Genomic DNA, 18,827 nt, shown 5'->3' on the forward strand with positions numbered 1-18,827 from the left:
GGCGCCTTGGGTCGCGCCGGTCGTCCGGGGCCGGCGGACGCTCAGCCGGTGGACTGGACCTCGTACGGGGCCGGGTAGCGCGTCTCGTACGGGTTCAGCACCAGCCGCACCACGTCCTCCAGGCGGCGCCGGGCGTCCCCGAGGGTGGTGCGGCCGGTCACCCAGGCGGTCAGCTCGCCCTGCCAGGCGTGGGCGACGATGTGCCGCACCAGGTCGCTCGCGGCGGCCGGCACCTCGGCCGTCACGGCCTGCAGGGCGGTGCTGTCGGCCCGGGCCATGCCCTGCAGCGCCTCGCTGGCGAACGGGTCGGTGGAGGCGGCCACGGCCACCCGTAGCCGGGCGAGTTCGGGCTGCCGCTGGTAGGCCCGCATCCCGCCCCGGACGAACCGCACCGCCCGGTCGGTGGCCCCCAGTCCGGCTCTCGGCCCGCGCAGCTCCGCCACCAGGTCGGCCAGCAGCAGGCGATGCCACTCGGCGATCGCCGCTGCCAGGAGGTGGTCCTTGGAGGAGAAGTAGCGGTACGCCGTCCCCAGGGCGACTCCGGACCGCTCGCAGACCTGCTTCATCTGCATCCGCTCGACGCCGATCTCGTTCACCAGGGCGAGCGCGGCCGCGATCAGGTTTTCGCGGCGTTCGAGCTGACGCGGAGACATCGCCTCCACCGGCCGTGGTGACAGGTCAACCTTGGTCACCCGCACCATGATACGGGCCGGGGCCGCTCAGGAGTATGACGCCGTCCGGCCCCCTTCCGTTCGTGCGGTGGTCACCGGGCCGCGAGGGCGTCACGAGGGGTCGCGGATCAGCGCCTCCTGGACGGCGGAGGCGACCAGCCGGCCGTCCAGGTCGTAGAACTCGCCGAGCGCCAGGCCCCGGCCGTCCGAGGAGGACGGGCTGCGCTGGGCGAACAGCAGCCACTCGTCGGCCCGGAACGGGCGGTGGAACCACATGGCGTGGTCCAGCGAGGCCATCACCAGCCGGGGCGGTTCGGTGCGCTGGAAGAAGTTCGGCTGCACGTTCAGCCCGGCGGTGGAGGCCAGGGTGAGGTCGGACAGATAGGTGAGGGCGCCGGCGTGCAGCAGTGGGTCGCCGTCCGGCAGCGGGGAGGCGGTGCGCATCCAGACGAAGTGCTGGAGCAGACCGGGAACGGCCGGCGGCAGTCCCGGGGCGTCCGCCGGGACGAACCGCACGTCGAGGTCGCGGAAGCCGCCGCCCGCGGCGAGCGCCCGGCGCACCTCCTCGGGCAGCCGGGCGACGGCGTTCGGCAGCGACTCGGGGTGGGGCAGCGGAGGGACCTCGCGCTGGCGGTCGGGGGCCGGCTCGGGGTGCTTGAAGGACGCCGAGAGGGTGAAGATCTCGTTGCGCCCCTGGAGCGCCGTCACCCGGCGGGTGGTGTACGACACGCCGTCGCGGACCCGCTCGACCAGGTAGTCGATCGGGTGCTCCGGGGAGCCCGGCAGCAGGAAGTAGCCGTGCAGCGAGTGCACCGGACGCTGCTTGCGGGAGGTGCGCCCGGCGGCGACGAGCGCCTGCGCGGCCACATGGCCGCCGAAGGCCCGCATCGGGGCGCCGGCATGGCAGTGGCCCCGGAACGTGTTCTCGTCCAGCTGCTCGATCTCCAGCAGCTCGGCGAACGGGGCGGCCGGCCGGGCGTGCCGTTCGGCCCGGACATGGGGTTCGGTCAGGTCGGTCACGAGGCCATAGTGGCAGAAGCCAACCGTGCCGCGGTGTGACCTGGGTAACGTCGTCGCGATGGCCGTCGGATGACATAGAACACGTTCCAGTTCGATTCTCGGGTCGAGGGCACGGGAGGCCGGTCCGAGGCCGGGACCGAGGCGGGGTCGGTGCCGTCCCGAGGCGGGGCCGGTGCCGCCCCGACGGATTGTCAGTGCCCTCACCTAGCGTGCTCGGCATGACGCAATCCGCACACGCGTACGCCTATCTGCGCCCGTCGGCCGTCCTGGACGGCGCCGACGGCCGGTGCCTCGACCTGGCCACCTCCGGCGGCGCCACCCCGCTCGGCGCCGCCGCCAACCCGCGCTTCTTCGCGGGCTTCCTGGCGGATCCGGCGCCGGCCGCCGCGGCCCTGCTCGCGGTCGCGGACGTCGCCGCCGCGCGCTACTACCAGCCGCAGCTGCGCGCCTCGCTCGACCCGGTGGTCACCGCCAACGGGGACCGGCTGCGCTTCGAGTCCTTCTCGGGCTGCTGCGGCGTCTACGCCCGGCTCGACGTGCTCCAGGCCGGGCTCGACGGGGACGAGATCGGCCACGGCACCACCAACGTGGACGTCAACAACCCGCTGCGCGAGGCGCTGACCAGGATCGGCCCCGCCGACCCGCTGCACCTCGCGGTCGGGCCGGACGCGCTGGAGGTCACCACCTTCGACGGCCCGCTGGTCGAGAAGAAGGTCCCGCTGCCGGAGCGCTGGCTGCGCGGCTTCGCCGAGACCCAGGTGGTGGCCGCCGGCTTCGAGCTGCGCGCCGAGCTGCCCGCCGCCGAGGCGGTCCGCTTCCTGCGCTCGCTGCCGCGGGCCGGGCGCGGCGGGCGGGCCTGCGTCGGCTGGGTCGTCCCGGCCGGGACGTCACTGCGGCCGACCACCCGTCCGGTCCCCGGCGCGGTCTGCCTTCCCGGGCCCGAGCGGCTGGTCGCGCTCCAGCGGGTGCTGCGGCACGCGCTCGCCCTGCGGGTGTACGGGCCGGTGGCGGCCGGGCAGCCCACCGCCTCCGCCTGGGAGGCGGTGCTGCCCGGCATGCGGCTGACCCTGACGCTGTCGCCGGACGCGTCCCGGGGCTTCTCCGGCGAGGGCGGCGTGCTCGACTCGCTCGCCACCGCGGCGGCCGAGCGGGACGCCGAGCTGATCGCGGTGCTGCTCGCCTGGGAGCCCCGGATCGAGGTCGGGGACCTCGCCGCCCAGTCCGGGCTGAGCCCCGAGCGGGTCCGCGCCGCGCTCACCCGGCTGGGCACCGCCGGGCAGATCGGCTACGACGCCGCCGAGGCCGCGTACTTCCACCGGCAGCTCCCGTACGACGCCGGGCGGGCCGAGACGGCCAACCCCCGGCTGCGGGCCGCCGGGGCACTGGTCGCGGCGGGCGCGGTGCGGTTCGAGGAGGGCGGGGCGACGGCCGTCGTCACCGTGGACGACCACATCCAGCGGGTGCGCACGGACGCGTCGGGGCGGTCGAGCTGCACCTGCCTGTGGTGGGGCAAGTACCGGGGCGGGCGCGGGCCGTGCAAGCACGCGCTGGCGGTCGGGATGGTGCGGGACGCGGCCGCCGGGGCCGTGTCGTCCGCCGGGGCCGTGGAGACGGCCGGGACCGTGGAGGCCACCGGGGCTGCGGGGACGAAGGGGGCCGGAGCGTGAGCACGACCTCGGGCACCGAGCGCCAGGGGCCGGTCGACGAGCTGCTCGCCGCCGTCCGGTCCGGTCGGCTGGCGCGGATACCGGAGCTGCTGGCCGCCCTGGACGCGGCCCAGCGGCGGGCCTGTCTGCCCGCCCTCAAGGAGCTGCGCAAGGAACTGCGCCAGGACTGGTCACGGGAGTCGGCCGAGGTCAAGGGCAGGCTGCTGGTGGCCGGGGCCGGCTGCCACGCCGGCCCGGCCGGCGCCGCCACCTGGCTGGCCGGCAGCGACTTCGGCGTCCGGGACTGGGCCCGGAACTCCGTGCTGCACCAGGTCATCGAGGCGCAGCCGGTGGAGTGGCAGGTCGAGGTGGTCACCCGGCTCGCCGCCCGGCCGGTGCGGAGCTGGGGCTGGTCGATGTACCCGGTGATCGAGGCGGTGGTCCGGCGCACCGGCTGCGAGGTGCCGCGCGGCGAGTCCTTCGTCCGGAGCTGGATGGACCACATCGACGAAACGGGCGGCCCGCGCCCGACGCTGGCCGACGTGCTGCGCGAGGACGCCTTCACCCCGGTGCTGCTGCCCGAGCTGTTCGAACTCGCCGATGTCGGCTACACGTTGACCTTCCGGCTCAGCCCGCGCCCCGGCGACATCTGGACGGAGGCGATCGGCGAACTGGCCGCGGCCGGAGTGGTGGACCGCGCCCAGCTGCTCGACCGCTGCCTCGCCCGGCTGCTGCGCGGCGGCAAGGCCACCGACCAGCGGGCCTTCCTGGAGGTGCTGCGGGCGCTCGCCCCGACGACCGAGGAGTACGCGGCCAGGGTGCGCGACGTGGTGGCGCTGCTGGACGGCCTGTCGGTGATCGCCGGGCACGCCCAGGACGTCCTCGCCGGGCTGGACGAGGCCGGCCTGATCGAGCCCGAGGTGCTCGCCGAGGCCTCGGCGGTGGTGCTGTTCCGGAACGAGAAGAAGCTGGTCCGCGCCCAGCTGGCCTGGTTGGAGAAGGCCGCCCGGCGCGCGCCCGCGCGTTCGGGACCGGTGGTGCTGGCCGCGGCAGAGGCCTTCGGACATCCGGACACGGCCCTCCAGGAGCGGGCACTGAACGTGGTGGCCCGTCACCTGAAGGCGGCGGGGGAGGCGGTGCTGGCGGAGCTGCGCTCCGCCGCCGAGACGCTCAACCCGGCCCACCACCGGCGCGCGGGCGAGCTGTTCGGGGCGCCGGTCGGCGGCGACGGGGACGACCCGGACACCGGGTGGAACGAAGTCCTGCCGCCTGCCCCCGAGCCGCGCCCGCTCGGCGCGCCGATCGGCTCGGCGGCCGAACTCGCGGAGGAACTGTCCGCCCTGCTCGCGGCGCGCGAGCCCGGCATGGCGGCCTTCGAACGGGTGCTGGACGGGCTGGTCCGGCTGACCCACCGGGACCGGGCGGCGCTGGTCGAGGCGCTGGAGCCGGTCCGCCGGGTGCACCCGTGGCGCGGCACCGGCAGCTGGGGGGACTGCACGCCCCGGGAGATCCTCTTCGTGGTGGCCGCGGTGGCCGGTGAGCTCCCGCCGCGCCGGTTCTGGGACTCCCTCCGCGGAAGGGACGGCTCGGCGCTGCGCGGCCCGGGCACCACCGTGCCCGGGGCCGTTCTCGCCGCCCGGCTGGAGGAGGCGGCCTGGCAGGTGACGGCCACCCGGCCGCCGTACCTGCTCGCCACCCCGACCGATGCCACCGGCGCGCTGGACCTGGCCGTGCTGGTCGAGCGGATCGCCGGGTACGAGGCGGCGGGTGTCACACCGGGGAAGGCAGACCTGTCCCAGGCCCTGCTGCGGGTCGGGCCGGTGGCGGTTGGGCCGGTGACAGACGGGTCGGTGGCAGAGGGGGCGGCGCTGAAGGCCGCCGAGGCGCTCACCTCCCCGGCCGGGCGCCGGCTGGCGCACTGGCTGCGCACCGGCGGACTGCACGGTCAGCCGTCCAAGCGGGTGCTGTTCGCGCCCGGCCAGGGGCTGCGGCGCACCAACGTGTACGGGAACCGCTGGTGGGAGGAGATCGAGCGGATCGCCGTCGCCCAGCCGGGCATCGGCGCCGGGCCGGTGGGGCCGGGCGGCGAACGCCTCCCCAGCGAGTTCCTGGCCCTGCTGGACGGCACCGAGCCCAGCGTGGCCCGCGCCCGCAAGGTGTACGACTGGAGCCGGCGGCCCGTCGCGCACTGGTTCGCGATGCTCCCCTGGCACCGGGAGGAGCTGGCCGCGCGCTGGCTCGACCCCTTCGCCGAGGGCGCCGACCGGGACGAGCGCGGGGCCGCCGGCCACCTCCCGCTGCTCGCCGAGGCCGGCGGCCAGGCCGGGCTCGCGCTGCACCTGGCGCTGGCGTACGGCCTGGGCGCCCGGCACGTCGAGGACCGGACGGCGGCGGTGGACGCCCTGCTGGTGCTCGCCGCGCGCGGCGACCTGGACGGCGCGCTGCTCGGCCGCGAACTCGGGGCCCTGGTGGCCTGCGGCACGGTGACGGCCGGCCGGCTGGGAGCGGCGCTCACCCTGGCGGCGGAGAGCGGTGCCCGGGCGACGGTCTGGTCGGTGCTCGGGGCGGCCCTGCCGGCCCTGCTGGGGGAGGCCGATCCGTCGACGCGCGGGCTGGGCGACCTGATCGCGCTGGCCACCGACTGCGCCCGGCGCACCGGCGCCCGCGGGCCGGTCGCCGAGGTGACGGCGGCGGCCGGGCGCGGCGGCGCGGGCCGGGTGGTCAAGGAGGCCCGGGCGCTACGGGACGTCCTCGCGGGCTGAAGGGCTGAAGGGCTGAAGGGCTGAAGTGCTGAGGGGCCGGGCCGTTGACGGGCCGGGTGGTCGACGGGCCGCGGTGCGGGATCGGGGTGGCGCGGGCCCGGGGTGGTGCGGGGTCCGGTGCGGGGCGGGCCTAGGGTGGGCGGGACCTTCCGCCTGCCCTGCCCACCGGAGCGCCCGTGCTGCACCTTCGCCTGATCGTCCCGCCCGACCTCCGGAACCGCGTGCTGGACTGCCTGGACGAGGTCGTCGGGGTGACACACGTCGTCCTGCTCCCGGACGCGGCCGTCCGGCCCGCCGGCGACGTGGTGCTCTGCGACGTGGCCCGCGAGGCGGCGGACGAGGTCCTGGGCGCGCTGCGCGCCACGGGGCTGGCCGAGCGCGGCGCGATCGACGTCTCGGCGGTCGAGCTGACCCTCTCGGCGGCGGCCGAGGAGGCCGAGCGGCTGGCCCCCGGGGAGGGGGCGGACGCGCTGGTGTGGGAGTCGGTCTCCGAGATCACCCACGAGGAGTCCACCCTCACGTGGGTGTTCCTGGCCTTCCTCACCACCGCCACCATGCTCGCGGCCTGTGGCGCGGTGCTGGACAGCGCGATCCTGATCGTCGGCGCGATGGCCGTCGGACCGGAGTTCGGGCCGCTGGCCGGGCTCTGCGTGGCGGTCGTCCAGCGACGGCTGCGCCCGGCACTGCGATCGTTGAACGCGCTGGTGACGGGTTTCGTGGTGGCGATGGGGCTGACCGTCTGCTTCGGGATGCTGATGGAAGGCCTCGGGCTGTTCAGCGAGGCGAAGTTCGACGCCGTGCGGCCGAACACCTCGTTCATCTGGCAGCCGGACGCGACCTCCTTCGTGGTCGCCTTCCTGGCGGGCGTCGCGGGGCTGCTCTCGCTCACCTCCTCGAAGGCCGGGGCCCTGGTCGGCGTGGCGATCTCGGTCACCACCGTGCCCGCCGCGGCCAATGCGGCCGTCGCCCTCGGCTACGGCGACGTCAAGCAGTTCTGGGGCTCCAGCGCGCAGCTGCTGCTGAACCTGCTGGGGATCGTGCTGGCCGGGGTGCTGACCCTGTTGGTTCAGCAGGCGGCTTGGGCGGTGATCCGGCGTCGGCGGGTGACGGCGAAGGGGTGACGGGTTTCAGCTGACGACTTTCAGCTGACGGATTTCAGCGAACAGATTTTGAAATCTGTTCGCTGAAAGTCGTCGCCTGTTCGCGCGCCCCGCCCCCGCCCGCCGCCACCCCTTCGCCCGGCCGCCGCTCGTCGACCAGCGGCGGGACGTCGCGCGGGGCGACGGCGACGGCGCGCCACCACAGGCGCAGGGCGGGCGGGCGCGCGGGTTCGAAGGGCTTGCCGGGGCGGGGCACCGCGAGCCGGGCACCGAGCGCCTGGGCCGCGGTGACCACCCGCTCCGCGGGCTCCTCCCAGGGGTGCAGCGCGAGGTTGAAGGTGCACCAGTGGATCGGCAGCAGCAGCTCGCCGCCCAGGTCCAGGTGCGCCCGCACTCCCTCCTCGGGGGTCATGTGCACCTCGGGCCAGAAGTCGCTGTACGCGCCGACCTGCATCATCGTCGCGTCGAACGGGCCGAGCCGGCGGCCGATCTCGGCGAAGCCGGGGAAGTAGCCGGTGTCCCCGCTGTGGAAGATCCGCCGTCCGCCGCCGGCCACCACCCAGGACGCCCACAGGAACAGCGAGCTGGTGCGCGGCCCGCGGCTGCAGTAGTGCCGGGCCGGTGTGGCGGTCAGGGTCAGCCCGGCGACCTCGGCCGACTCCCACCAGTCCAGTTCGACGATCCGCGCGGCCGGTACGCCCCAGTGCTCCAGGTGCGCCCCGACCCCGAGCGGCACGGCGAACACCGCGTCCGTCCCGATCAGAGCCCGGACGGTGTCCATGTCGAGGTGGTCGTAGTGGTCGTGGGAGATCACGACCACGTCCACCGGCCCGAGTTCGGACAGCGGCAGCGGCACCGGGTGCAGCCGTTTGGGCCCGGTCCAGGAGAAGGGGGAGCAGCGCTCGCCCCAGACCGGGTCGAGCAGCACCCGCCGCCCGCCGATCTCGGCCAGCACGGAGGCGTGCCCCAGCCAGGTCAGCCGCAGCCCGGACTCCGGCGGCGCGGCCAGGTCGACCGGGAGCAGCCGGTGCAGCGGAATGGCGGCGGTCGGCCTCCGGCGGGCCTTGTCCCCGGTCAGCTGGGCGTGGGTGATCTCCAGCGGGCTGCGCTCGTACACCAGGCGGCGGGTGGGCACCGGGTTGCGGAAGGCGCCGTCGGCGAACTGCGGGGAGCGGCGGATGCGGGCCAGCCGCTCGCCCCTGGGTTCGGCGCCGAAGGGGTCGGTCCGGACCCGGTGCCAGGCGGCCCGGGGCAGTCCGGCCAGACCGGGGACGGCGCGCTCGGCGGCGGGGCCGGTGGCCGGCGGGACGAACTGCGAGGACAGACCGGCGAGGCGGGAGAACCACGGGGCTGGGCGGGGCACGGCTCCTCCAGGGACGGTCACGGCTACCGGGCGGGCCGGGGCGTGCAGCGCAGCGCCAGATGGGGCTGCTGCGATACGACAACCATCTCGTCGGAGGTTACTCGTCGTGGGCCGTCCGGACCTGGTGGAGAGCCCGGCGCGGTCCAATCGGGGGACCCGGGAGGAACGGGCCGCACGCCGCCGCCCGGGCCCGCCCGCTCCGCTCCGCCCGGCCCCGCACGCCTGCCGGTCCGGGCACGCACGCCGTCGGCCCGGGCCCGCGTGGGCGCGCTCCCGTCAGGCGTAGAAGCGGGTGATCGTCTCCGCGACGCAGTGCGGCTTGGTGCTCCCCTCGCTGACCACGGTGAACCGCACCACCGCCTGGACGCCGCCCGGCACCTCGGTGGCCGAGAGCAGCTCGGCGGTGGCCCGGATCGCGGTGCCCACCGGCACCGGGGCCGGGAAGCGCACCTTGTCGGAGCCGTAGTTCAGCGCCATCCGCACGCCCTCGACGGCGTAGCACTCCTTCGCCAGCACCGGGATCATCGACTGAGTCAGGTAGCCGTGCGCGATGGTCGAGCCGAACTGGCTGTCCTTGGCCCGCTCCGGGTCCACGTGGATCCACTGGTGGTCGCCGGTCGCCTCGGCGAACAGGTCGATCCGCCGCTGCTCGATGGTGTGCCACTGGCTGGTGCCCAGCTCGGTGCCGACGGCGGCGGTCAGCTCGGCGAGGGAGGCGAAGGTCGTCACGGTGAGCTCCTGGTGGGGACGGGCCCGGGGAGGGATCAGGACGCCGGAAGCGTATGCCTACCCACCGGTATCTGTCAGGAGCCGAACGGAAAACCGGTGTTCACGGGCCCGGCGTCCGCGCTCCCCAGGCCCACCTGCCCGGCGTCCATCCGCCCGGCGTCCGAAGGTCGCCGCGTCTGGCGGGCCGGGGCGCCCGGCCCGGTCGGGAACAGTCGGCGGCCGCTCACCAGCTCCGGCACCAGCGCGACGAACAGCGGCTCCGGATCGCCCACCCAGGGCCGCAGTCCGGAGCGCAGCACCCGCCGGATCTGCTCGGGGTCGGTCATCACGTCGGCCCGTCCGTGCACCAGGACGCTCCACCCGGTGCGGGTGACCGGGTCCAGCAGATCCGCCTGGAAGGCCACCACCGTGCCGTCAAGCCCGCGCGCGGTGGCACTTCCACGGCGCACGGCGAGCACCAGCCGCCCGTCCAGGACCTCGAAGGAGACCGGAAGGACGGCCGGCAGCGCGTGCTCGGTGTACACCACGCGCCCGACGGGCACGGTGCTGAGCAGCCGCAGGCACTCGGCCTCGCTCAGGGTCTCCACACGGTCCTCACGCTCCATGCGTCCGATCGTCCTCGGTCGGCGCGCGTACCGATAGGGCCCATGGTCCCTGAGCGGACGGGCCGGGAGCCCCGTCGGAGGCCCTCGGGGGCGGTAGCCTGCCCGGCGGGTGGAGAAACGGTGGAGGAGGGGGACGGCCGGATGGCGGGCGGGGTCGATCTGGTGGTGATCGGGGCGGACGGCGGCCCCGACCGGGCCTTCGGGGGTGCGGCGCTCGCACCGGACGGCGCCCGGCTGCTCGCCGAGGTGCTGCCCGGGATGTGCTTCGACACCGGAGCGGCCGGTTGCAGGGTCACCACGGTGCCGCCGGACGCGGACGCCAACGCCATGCTCACCGCCGTCCGGGACGCCGCCCAGCACCCCGGCCGCTGGCTGTTGGTCTGCCTGGTCGGCCAGTTGGTGGCCGACCCGCGCGGGCGCCGGCTCGCCCTGGTCACCGCCGGCAGCACCGCCGACAACGCCTACCGCCGGGGCCTGGCCTGGGACTGGGTGGTCAGCGCGATGGTGCACGGTGACCAGGAGGAGGCCCTGCTGCTGGTCGACGCGGTGGCCGACCGGGACACCTGGGCGGCGGTGGAGAACGGCGAGGACGGCGCCGGCGAACTGCTGAGCTACTCCAGGGTTCCGCTGTGGGGCCGGATCGGCCGCTACGCCCCGGGGAACCGTTACACCCCGGGCAGACGCGGCCGGGACGCCGTACTGCCGGGCGGGGAGGGCTCGTTCAGCCGGGCTCTGACCACCGTCCTGCGCCAGGGCGTCCCGGGTGCCCCCGCGGCCGTCGCCCCGCTCGATCTCCAGCCGGCCGTGGCCGCGCTGACGGGCGGTGGAGAACCGGTCGGTAGTTCGGGTGCGCCTGGCGCGCGCCTGCTCGTTCCGCCGCACGCCGGGCGGCTTCTGATGCGCAATCGGGCCGCGGTTCGGGGCGCATTGGCCGGATTGTCGCTTTCCGAGGAACTGTTGGCCGTTCTGTGGCGGGAAAGTGCCCCGACGGAACCGCCTTCCGCGTAAGGTCAGGGGGCCTGAGGTGTTGCCGTGATGGGGTGGGTTGGCGAAGAATCGATCCCCAGCGGAAACACCGGCGGGACGGCGGAATTCTCCTGGCGGCCGTGGATCACGGATCAGGTCGGTCGCAATGAGGTGGGGCCATGCGGCAGCGCGGAAATGTGTTGCGCCCTGGGGCGGTTGGGGTCGGTGGGGCGGTACTGGTGTTGCTGCTCGGCGCCTGTGCGAGCGGTGGTGCGGGTGGTTCCGTCGATCGCCTCGGGTCGGCTGCGCCCACCGTCGCGGGAGTGGATCCGCTAACTCCTTCGAGTGGTTCGGTAAACGGCTCGATCGCGCCGACCAGCGGCCCGGAAGGGGCCATGGGGCGGCTGGCCCTGAAGGCGTATCAGGATTGGTGGCAGGCCCAGGCGGACGTCTTCGGGCGTGCGGATTCGGACGGCTACGGACTGGAGCAGTACTCCTCCGGCCGGGCGCTGTCCGACAGTCTGGTAAGCCTTCGTCAACTGCGCGACGCCAAAGCGGTGATGACCGGAACGCCGCGCAATTCCGCGGTGGTCAAGGTCATCGACCTGAAATCCGATCCGCAGACCGCCGTGATCGAGGACTGCGTCGACCTGTCGGACTGGCACCGCGTCGATGCCGTGACCGGGGCCGCCAAGGATCCCGGATCCCGGCTGAACCGGTACGTCGCGACCGCGTCCCTGCGCTGGTTCCAAGCACATTGGTTGATCAACGACTTCAAGCGGGAGGTGGACCGGACATGCTGAACGCGCGGAAACCGGCCCGGCGGATCGCGATCGCCGTGTCGATGTCGGCCGGACTGCTGCTGTCCTCGGCGGTGAACGCGTCCGCGGACGAACCACCGGGCGGCGGGGCCGAACAGTGCTACCCGACCGTGATCTGCGTGGACGTCCACTCCGGTGGAACGACCCCCGGGCCCGGCGGATCCCAGCCCGGCGGCGGCGGTTCGGACACCGGGCCGCAGCTGTGCGACTACCACCAGGTCACGTGGGCCTGCCACGACCCCGAGCTGGGCTGGTTCAGCAGCAGCAAGGGCTGCTACTTCCGCCCGCTGGACAACCCGCCGGCCGCGGGCGACCCGGCGTGGGGCGGCCACGACCCGAAGGACGGCGCGCTCTACACGAAGGTCTGCCCGCAGACCGACGGGGGCATGGACGGCGCCGAGATCGTCTTCGAGGCCACCACGCCGGGGCAGGACGTCACCACGGAGGCCAGGGTCATCGAGCGGGCCACCGACCAGGTCCACTTCACGCCGCCGGTGGGCCGGGCCGCACCCCAGAACACCGCGGTGGTCAACGCCCCGGTCTGGCTCTGGGCGGACGGCGCCGCGCTGCCGGGCGTCGGCCACGCGGAGCTCGCGGGCATCGCGGTCACCGTCACGCCCCGGCTGGTGAAGGCGGACTGGAGCTTCGGCGGCAACCTCCAGACCTCCTGCGCCACGACCGGCACGCCGTACGACCCCAAGTACGGCGACGCGAAGTCCCCGGACTGCGGCTACGAGTTCAGGACCAGCTCGGCCGGCGAGAAGAACGGCGTCTTCAACGCCACGGTGACGATGCAGTGGGAGGCCACCGTGGTGGTCACCGGAGGGCCGAACCCGCGGACGTTCAAGCTCCGGGGCATCAGGCGGAGCAGCGTTCCCTTCCAGCTCAAGGTCGCCGAGATGCAGGTGCTCAACTGAGCGCGCCCGACCGGGAGCGGCCGGCCGGCCGCTCCCGGGTGGTGGCGCCGGTACGGCGATTCACACACTGACCAGCCAGACCAGCCAGACCAGCCAGACCAGCCAGACCAGCCTGACCGGCCAGACGAGCCGGAGACGAACGAGGGAAGGGCGGAACCCGGTGGAGAACCGTACGTTCGCGACGCCGGGATCCGGCACCTCCGCGGGCGCGGCGGCGTCCGTGCCGCTCCCGGAGCAGCCGGAGCAGGGCGGCCGGGGCAAGGGCCGGGGACGGGCCGTGCCGCACGCGCCCGGGCGGACCATGCGGGCGCGGCGGCGGCGCCCGGCGGTGCTGGCGATGGCGGTCGCGCTGATCGCGGCCGGCGGGCTGGGCGGGGCCGTCCTCTACAACAGCACCGGCCAACGGGTCGCGGTGCTGGCACTGGCCCGGGACGTGCCGTGGGGACAGGTGATCACGGAGGACGACCTGGTGGTCGCCCGGATCGCGGGAGACCCGGCGCTGCACCCGGTGTCGGCCCAGGACCGGGCGAAGGCGGTCGGCATGCGGGCCGCCACCGACCTCAAGCGCGGCGCGATGCTCACCGGCTCCGACCTCGCCCAGGGCCTGTCGCTGCAGCCCGGGCAGATCGTCGTCGGCGTGTCGGCCAAGCGCAGCCAGCTGCCCGCCAGCCGGCTGCAGCCCGGCGTCCAGCTGGTCATCGTCTTCACCCCCGACAACGGCCGAGCCGACTCGCTGCCCGCCACGGTGATCACCGTCGGCCGGGTGGACACCGACGGCAGCCAGGTGATCGACGTGGCGGTCGGCACCGCGGACGGGCCCCGGCTGGCGCAGTGGGTGGCGAGCGGGCGGATCCAGGTACTGCTCGCGCCCCGCGGCGCGGCGGCCGGAGCCCCCGCGGCCGGTGCCCCCGCCGGCGGCGCCGCGCCGGCCCCGGCGACGAGCGGCGCGCCCTCGGCCGCCGCCGGCACCCCGGGCGCCCCCGCACCCGGGGCTGCCACCCCGGGCGCCGCCACCTCCGGCGGCGCCTCGCCCGGAGCGCCGGCCGCGACGGGCGGTGCCTGATGGCCGTGATCGCGGTGGTCGGCGGCCCGGGCGCACCGGGAGCGACCACCACCGCCCTGGCGCTGCTGCTGTCCTGGCCGCTGCAGCCCGGCCGGCGGATCCTGCTGGTCGAGGCCGACCCGGACGGCGGCGCGGTGCTCGCCGGCGCCCTGGAGGGCCGGGTCGAGGCGGTGTACGGGCTGCGCAACCTGGCCGTCGCCGACCGCCGCGGGCTGCTCGCGCAGACCATCTGGGAGCAGCTGATCGACCTCTCGCCCGAGGGCGGCGCCGAGCGGCTGCTGCTGCCCGGGCTGACCGACCCCACCCAGGCGCCCGGCCTCGCCTACACCTGGGAGCCGCTCGCCGAACTGCTGCGCGGCGTGGAACAGCAGGGCTACGACGTCATCGTGGACCTCGGCCGCTCCGGTGCCAGCGGCCACAGCGCGGTGCTGGCCCGCCGCGCCGACGTGGTGGTGGCGACCGTGCGCACCACGCTGCGCGGGCTGAGCTCGGTCCGGCCCCGGCTCGCCGCCCTGGCCGAGGACCTGGCCTCGGCCGGCACCGGGGCGGACGCGCTCGGGCTGCTGCTGGTCGCCGAGGGGCCGTACATGCGGGCGGAGGTGTCCCGAGAGCTCGGACTGCCGGTGCTCGGGGTGCTGCCGCACGCCCTCCGGACGGCGAAGGTGCTCTCCGACGGCGGGGACACCACCGACCGGCGGTTCATCCGTTCGGAGCTGATGCGGACGGCGCGGTCGGCGGCGGACGAGGTGCAGCTGCTGATCCGCCGTCGGCGCCAGCGGCTCGCGCCGGGCGTCGCGCAGGACGCGGCGCCGGCCCAGCTGACGGCCGGCGGTGCGGCGGGCGGTCCGGCGGCCCCGGTCGCGGCGGCGGTGCCGACGCCCCCCGTTCCGACGGCTCCGGCCCCGGCGTCCCCCGTCCCGACGGCTCCGATGCCGGCCCCGCCGATACCGGCCCCGCCCGTGCCGATGGCGCCGCAGCAGTCGATGCCGTCGCAGCCCTCGCCGCCGTCGCACCCCTCGCACCCCTCGCCGCCGTCCCAGCCGTCGATGCCCGTGCCCTCGGCCGGGCCCACGCCCTCGCCCGCGCCGGGCCCGTACGGGCAGTCCGCGTACGGGCAGGGCGGCCGGCCGGGGTACGCGCAGCCGGGGTACGACCAAGCCGGGTACGTCTCGGGTGGTGGGTACGGGCAGGGCGGCCACGGCCAGGCCCCGTACGCCTCGGGCGGGTACGGCGCGGCGGCCCACGGCCACTCCGCGCAGGGCCAGTCTGCGCAGGGCCAGTCCATACAGGGTCAGTCCATGCAGGGCCAGTACGCACAAGGACAGTTCACACAGGGCCAGTTCACGCACGGCCGGTCCGGCTACGGGACGGCCGAGGGCGAGCAGCCCTCCTACAGCCCGCCGCAGCCCGTCCCGCCGGTGATCACCACAGGACCGGTGGCGCCGCTGGCCGGGCTCGCTCCGCAGCCGGCCGCGCCGGCGCCGTTCCCGGCCCACGTCCAGTCCGCCCCGTACGGTGAGCCGGACGACCGGTACCCACTCCAGCAGCCGAGCGTGACGGACCGTCGGGACGATCCCGACGGTCCGTACCCGCCGAACCCCGGGGAGGTGCTCCGTGCGCGGTAGCCCCCTGCACCAGCGTCCCGCCTCCGATCCGGCCGCACTGCCCTGGACCACACCGGTGCCGGCGCCGGCAGCCGGGCCGGTCGCCCCGCCGCACGGGTACCAGCCCGGCCCGGTCGCGCCCCAGCCGGCCGCCGCCCAGCCCGTCGCGCCGCAGCCCGTCCCGCCCGGCACGGCCGGGCCCACCGCCGTGCCCTCCCAGCTGCCCTCGCTGGACCTGCGCGGTGCCGCCACCAGGCCCGCCGTCGACCCGCAGGTCGCCCGCGAGCTCAAGCGCCAGGTCGCGGCCGAACTGCACCAGCAGATCACCCGGTTGACCGCCGCCTCCGGCTCCGATCCGGACCGCGCCACCCGCCGCCAGCGCGGCCGGGCGCTGATCGAGGAGGCCGTCGCCCGGTGGTCCGACGCGTACGCCCAGACCCACGGCATCCCGCCCACCCGGGAGCAGGACCGCGCCCTCGCCGAGGCCGTCTTCGACCTGCTGTTCCGGGCCGGCCGGCTCCAGCCCTACCTGGACGACCCGGAGATCGAGAACATCCTGATCAACGGCTGTGACGACGTCTGGGTCTCCAAGGTGCACCAACCCCTGCGCCAGGTACCGCCGGTGGCCGACAGCGACGCCGAACTCGTCGAGCTGCTCCAGGACCTGGCCCGCCAGCACGGCGGCGGCGAGCGCAGCCTGTCCACCGCCAGCCCGACCCTCGCGCTGCGCCTGGAGGGCGGCATGCGCCTCCAGGCGCTCACCGAGGTGACGCCCCGCCCGTACGTGGCGATCCGACGCCACCGGGTGGCCTCCGCGACCCTGCCCGAGATGGTCGAACTCGGCACCCTGGACGCCACCTTGGCGGCCTTCCTGGCCGCCGCGATCCGGGCCAGGAAGAACGTCATGATCACCGGCACCCAGGGCGTCGGCAAGACCAGTCTGCTGCGCGCGATGGCCGCCGAGATCCCGCCGGACGAGCGGATCGGCACCCTGGAGTCGGAGTTCGAACTCTGGCTGCACACCCTCGGCCACCTGCGCCAGGTCGTCCCGATGGAGGCCAGGGAGGGCAACGGCGAACGCGTCGAAGGGCGCCTGGCCGGGGAGTTGAGCATCGGCGACCTCATCCCGGCCGCGCTGCGCATGACGCTCTCCCGGATCATCGTCGGGGAGGTCCGCTCCGGCGAGGTCGTCCCGATGCTGCGGGTCATGACCAACGGCGAGGGCGGCTCGATGTGCACCCTGCACGCCCGCGGCCCGCACATGGTCGTCGACCGCATCGCCGAACTCTGCCTGGAATACGGCTCGCACATGACCGACTCACTCGCCTACCGGCTCACCGCCAACGCCCTGGACCTCATCGTGCACGTCACCATGGTCGACGAGACCGCCGTCGGCGGCCGCCGGCACCGCTTCGTGTCCCACGTCCTGGAGGTCACCGGCCTCGGGGAGAGCGGCCGGCCCGCGCTGAACACCGTCTTCGGCCCCCGGCCGGACCTCGGCGAGCCGCGGGCCGTCCCGCACACCCCGCCGCAGTGCCTGGACGACCTGCGCCGGGCCGGCTTCGACGCCTCGCTGCTCGGCTCCCGGTACGGGAGTTGGGCCACCCCGCTGCAGCTGCGGATCGGCGGTGGCGCGCGGTGATGCTGCTCTTCGCCCTGTGCGGGCTGGCGCTCGCGGGCGGCCTGGTCGCCCTGGTGGTCTGGGCCCGCGGCAGCGAGCCCGGCGATGAGGACGGGGCCGAACCGGCGGTCAACCCGCTGGCCGGCCGCCTCCACGTGTTCTGGTACGGCGCCCCCGGGGCGGCCGCGAACCGGATGGTGCGGCTGCGCCGCGTCCAACTGCCGCTCGCGCTCGCCGGGGCGCCGCTGGCCTGGCTGTTCACCGGCATCCCGCTGACCGCGCTGCTGGTGCCGCTGGCCGTCTTCGGCCTGCCCTGGCTGTTCGACACCACCCGCCCGGACACCCACCGGATCGAGCGGCTGGAGGCGCTCTCCGAGTGGACCCAGCGGATCGCCGACGTGCTGCTGCTCGGCGTCGGCCTCAACCAGGCCATCGTCACCAGCCGCCGCACCGCCCCGGCCGCCCTGGAGGACGAGATCGGCGAACTGGCCGCCCGGCTGCAGGCCCGCTGGCGGCCCGAGGAGGCGCTGCGCGCCTTCGCCGACAGCCTCGCCGACGCCACCGCCGACAAGGTCCTCGCCGCGCTCGTGCTGCGGGCCGGGGACAGCGGCCCCGGACTCGCCCGCACCCTCTCCGACATGGCCGACTCGGTGCGCGAGGAGGTCCGCCAGCGCCGCGCCATCGAGGCCGACCGGGCCAAGCACCGGACCACCATCCGCTGGCTGGTCGGCATCATCGTGCTGGTCGTCACGGTCGGCTCCTTCAACACCGAGTACACCCGGCCGTACGGGACCTTCCTCGGCCAGGTGGTGCTCGCCGTCGTCGCCGCCCTGTTCGTGGCGATCATCGCCTGGATGCGGGCGCTGGCCTCCCACCCGCCGGTGCCCCGGCTGCTGACACCGGACCGGCGCAGCAGGAGCGGGCGGCGGTCCGCCGCAGCGGCGACCGAGCCGGAGCCGGCCGAACTGCTCGGGGAGGTCCGGTGATCTCCCCCTGGTCCGTGCTGGCCGGCGCCGCCGCGGCCGGCGGCCTCGCCCTCCTGGTCGCCGAACTGCGCCCGGCGCCACCGGACCTGCGCCAGGCGCTGGACCGGTTGCACGCCACCCCCGCCGACCGCGAGCAGCACCCGGACGAGCGGCCCCGCTGGTACGACCGGATCGGCGAACGGTCCGTCCACCTGCGCGGGGTCTCCGTCCCGCGCCGCGAACTCTCCCTGATCGGCCGCACCCCGGCCCGGTTCATGGTGCACAAACTGCTGTTCGCCGCGCTCGGCCTGATGCTCCCCGCCTACCTGGGCGCGATGGCCGTGCTGATGGACGTCGGCCTGCCGTTCGCGCTGCCGCTGGTCATCGGCCCGCTGCTGGCCGGACTGCTCTGGTTCGTCCCGGACGCCATCGTGCGCGGCGAGGCCAAGGAGGCGCGCACCGAGTACCTGCACGGCATCGCCGCCTACCTGGAACTCGTCGCGATGGAGCGGGCCGCCGACTGCGGCCCCGCCGAGGCGCTGCGCCGGGCCGCCTCGGTCGGGCAGGGCGCGGTGTTCCGGCGGATCCGCGACGCCCTGGAACGCGCGGCCACCGACCGGCTCCCGCCGTGGGCCGGACTCGACGCGCTGGCCGAGGAGTTGGGGCTGAGCCCGCTCCAGGACGTGGCCGACATCATGCGGCTGTCCGGCAACGACGGCGCCGCCGTGTACGACACCCTGCGGGCCCGCGCCAAGGGCCTGCGCGGGGAACTGCTCGCCGAGGACCTCGCCCGCGCGAACGCCGACAGCGAACGGATGGTCGCGCCGGGGGCCGCGCTGACCCTGCTGATGACCGTCCTGATCGTCTTTCCCGCCCTGCACCAGATGCTCAACTGACCGCGCCCACCGCCTCGTTCACGTCCTTCTGGGCCCTATCGGCCCGGTCGGAGCAGCCGGCACCACCCGCCACACCAC

Annotated in this window: 16 protein-coding genes; 11 read left to right on the forward strand and 5 right to left on the reverse strand. The window is 75.4% G+C overall.

The genetic code is table 11. From position 1 onward, the window contains the following. Nucleotides 1-41: 41 nt before the first annotated feature. Complete coding sequence (locus ACGF13_RS17575) at nt 42-692, reverse strand: TetR/AcrR family transcriptional regulator (RefSeq protein ID WP_392875393.1); 651 nt, start codon at nt 690-692, stop codon at nt 42-44. A gap of 90 nt (nt 693-782) precedes the next feature. After that, on the reverse strand, nt 783-1,691 hold the full coding sequence (locus tag ACGF13_RS17580) for an acyl-CoA thioesterase (protein WP_392875396.1): 909 nt from the start codon (nt 1,689-1,691) through the stop codon (nt 783-785). A 218-nt stretch (nt 1,692-1,909) separates the two neighbouring features. Between ACGF13_RS17580 and ACGF13_RS17585 the strand changes: the two genes are divergently transcribed. The 3 genes from ACGF13_RS17585 to ACGF13_RS17595 all read left to right on the forward strand — a co-directional run bounded on the left by ACGF13_RS17585 (nt 1,910) and on the right by ACGF13_RS17595 (nt 7,220). Continuing rightward, entirely contained in the window at nt 1,910-3,358 is a 1,449-nt protein-coding gene (locus tag ACGF13_RS17585) for an SWIM zinc finger family protein (protein WP_392875399.1), read from the forward strand. After that, nucleotides 3,355-6,099, forward strand: a complete 2,745-nt coding sequence (locus ACGF13_RS17590) for a DUF6493 family protein (RefSeq protein WP_392875402.1) — start codon at nt 3,355-3,357, stop codon at nt 6,097-6,099. Before ACGF13_RS17585 ends, ACGF13_RS17590 begins: the two co-directional genes overlap by 4 nt. Before the next feature lie 176 nt (nt 6,100-6,275). Then, nucleotides 6,276-7,220, forward strand: coding sequence for a DUF389 domain-containing protein (locus ACGF13_RS17595; RefSeq protein ID WP_392875405.1), 945 nt, complete (start codon nt 6,276-6,278; stop codon nt 7,218-7,220). A 34-nt stretch (nt 7,221-7,254) separates the two neighbouring features. On the opposite strand, the gene ACGF13_RS17600 is transcribed toward ACGF13_RS17595, so the two are convergent. From ACGF13_RS17600 to ACGF13_RS17610, 3 genes are all read right to left on the reverse strand, one after another. Next, a complete protein-coding gene (locus ACGF13_RS17600; protein ID WP_392875800.1) occupies nt 7,255-8,463 on the reverse strand; it encodes an MBL fold metallo-hydrolase in 1,209 nt (402 codons plus the stop codon). A gap of 375 nt (nt 8,464-8,838) precedes the next feature. After that, nucleotides 8,839-9,291: a MaoC family dehydratase gene (locus ACGF13_RS17605; protein ID WP_392875408.1), complete on the reverse strand. Its 453-nt coding sequence runs from the start codon at nt 9,289-9,291 to the stop codon at nt 8,839-8,841. Nucleotides 9,292-9,365: 74 nt separating this feature from the next. Continuing rightward, nucleotides 9,366-9,896 carry a pyridoxamine 5'-phosphate oxidase family protein gene (locus ACGF13_RS17610; RefSeq protein WP_392875410.1) on the reverse strand — a complete coding sequence of 177 codons (531 nt, stop codon included), beginning with the start codon at nt 9,894-9,896 and terminating at the stop codon, nt 9,366-9,368. 120 nt (nt 9,897-10,016) lie between these two features. Here ACGF13_RS17610 and ACGF13_RS17615 point away from each other — a divergent pair, with 120 nt between their 5' ends. From ACGF13_RS17615 to ACGF13_RS17650, 8 genes are all read left to right on the forward strand, one after another. After that, nucleotides 10,017-10,904 (forward strand): hypothetical protein, encoded by an 888-nt coding sequence (locus tag ACGF13_RS17615; RefSeq protein WP_392875413.1) that lies wholly within the window; start codon nt 10,017-10,019, stop codon nt 10,902-10,904. Between the two features lie 137 nt (nt 10,905-11,041). Further along, nucleotides 11,042-11,665, forward strand: coding sequence for a hypothetical protein (locus ACGF13_RS17620; protein ID WP_392875416.1), 624 nt, complete (start codon nt 11,042-11,044; stop codon nt 11,663-11,665). Next, a complete protein-coding gene (locus ACGF13_RS17625; RefSeq protein ID WP_392875419.1) occupies nt 11,659-12,600 on the forward strand; it encodes a hypothetical protein in 942 nt (313 codons plus the stop codon). The genes ACGF13_RS17620 and ACGF13_RS17625 overlap by 7 nt, the downstream gene beginning before the upstream one ends. Nucleotides 12,601-12,760: 160 nt before the next feature. Then, nucleotides 12,761-13,663: an SAF domain-containing protein gene (locus ACGF13_RS17630; protein ID WP_392875421.1), complete on the forward strand. Its 903-nt coding sequence runs from the start codon at nt 12,761-12,763 to the stop codon at nt 13,661-13,663. Then, a complete protein-coding gene (locus ACGF13_RS17635) occupies nt 13,663-15,288 on the forward strand; it encodes a hypothetical protein (protein WP_392875424.1) in 1,626 nt (541 codons plus the stop codon). Before ACGF13_RS17630 ends, ACGF13_RS17635 begins: the two co-directional genes overlap by 1 nt. Further along, on the forward strand, nt 15,278-16,909 hold the full coding sequence (locus tag ACGF13_RS17640; RefSeq protein ID WP_392875426.1) for a CpaF family protein: 1,632 nt from the start codon (nt 15,278-15,280) through the stop codon (nt 16,907-16,909). Before ACGF13_RS17635 ends, ACGF13_RS17640 begins: the two co-directional genes overlap by 11 nt. After that, nucleotides 16,909-17,874: a type II secretion system F family protein gene (locus tag ACGF13_RS17645; protein ID WP_392875428.1), complete on the forward strand. Its 966-nt coding sequence runs from the start codon at nt 16,909-16,911 to the stop codon at nt 17,872-17,874. Before ACGF13_RS17640 ends, ACGF13_RS17645 begins: the two co-directional genes overlap by 1 nt. Beyond that, nucleotides 17,871-18,749: a hypothetical protein gene (locus ACGF13_RS17650; RefSeq protein WP_392875431.1), complete on the forward strand. Its 879-nt coding sequence runs from the start codon at nt 17,871-17,873 to the stop codon at nt 18,747-18,749. The genes ACGF13_RS17645 and ACGF13_RS17650 overlap by 4 nt, the downstream gene beginning before the upstream one ends. Nucleotides 18,750-18,827: the final 78 nt, after the last annotated feature.

This window comes from Kitasatospora sp. NPDC048286, assembly GCF_043201735.1.
Classification (GTDB): Bacteria; Actinomycetota; Actinomycetes; order Streptomycetales; family Streptomycetaceae; genus Kitasatospora.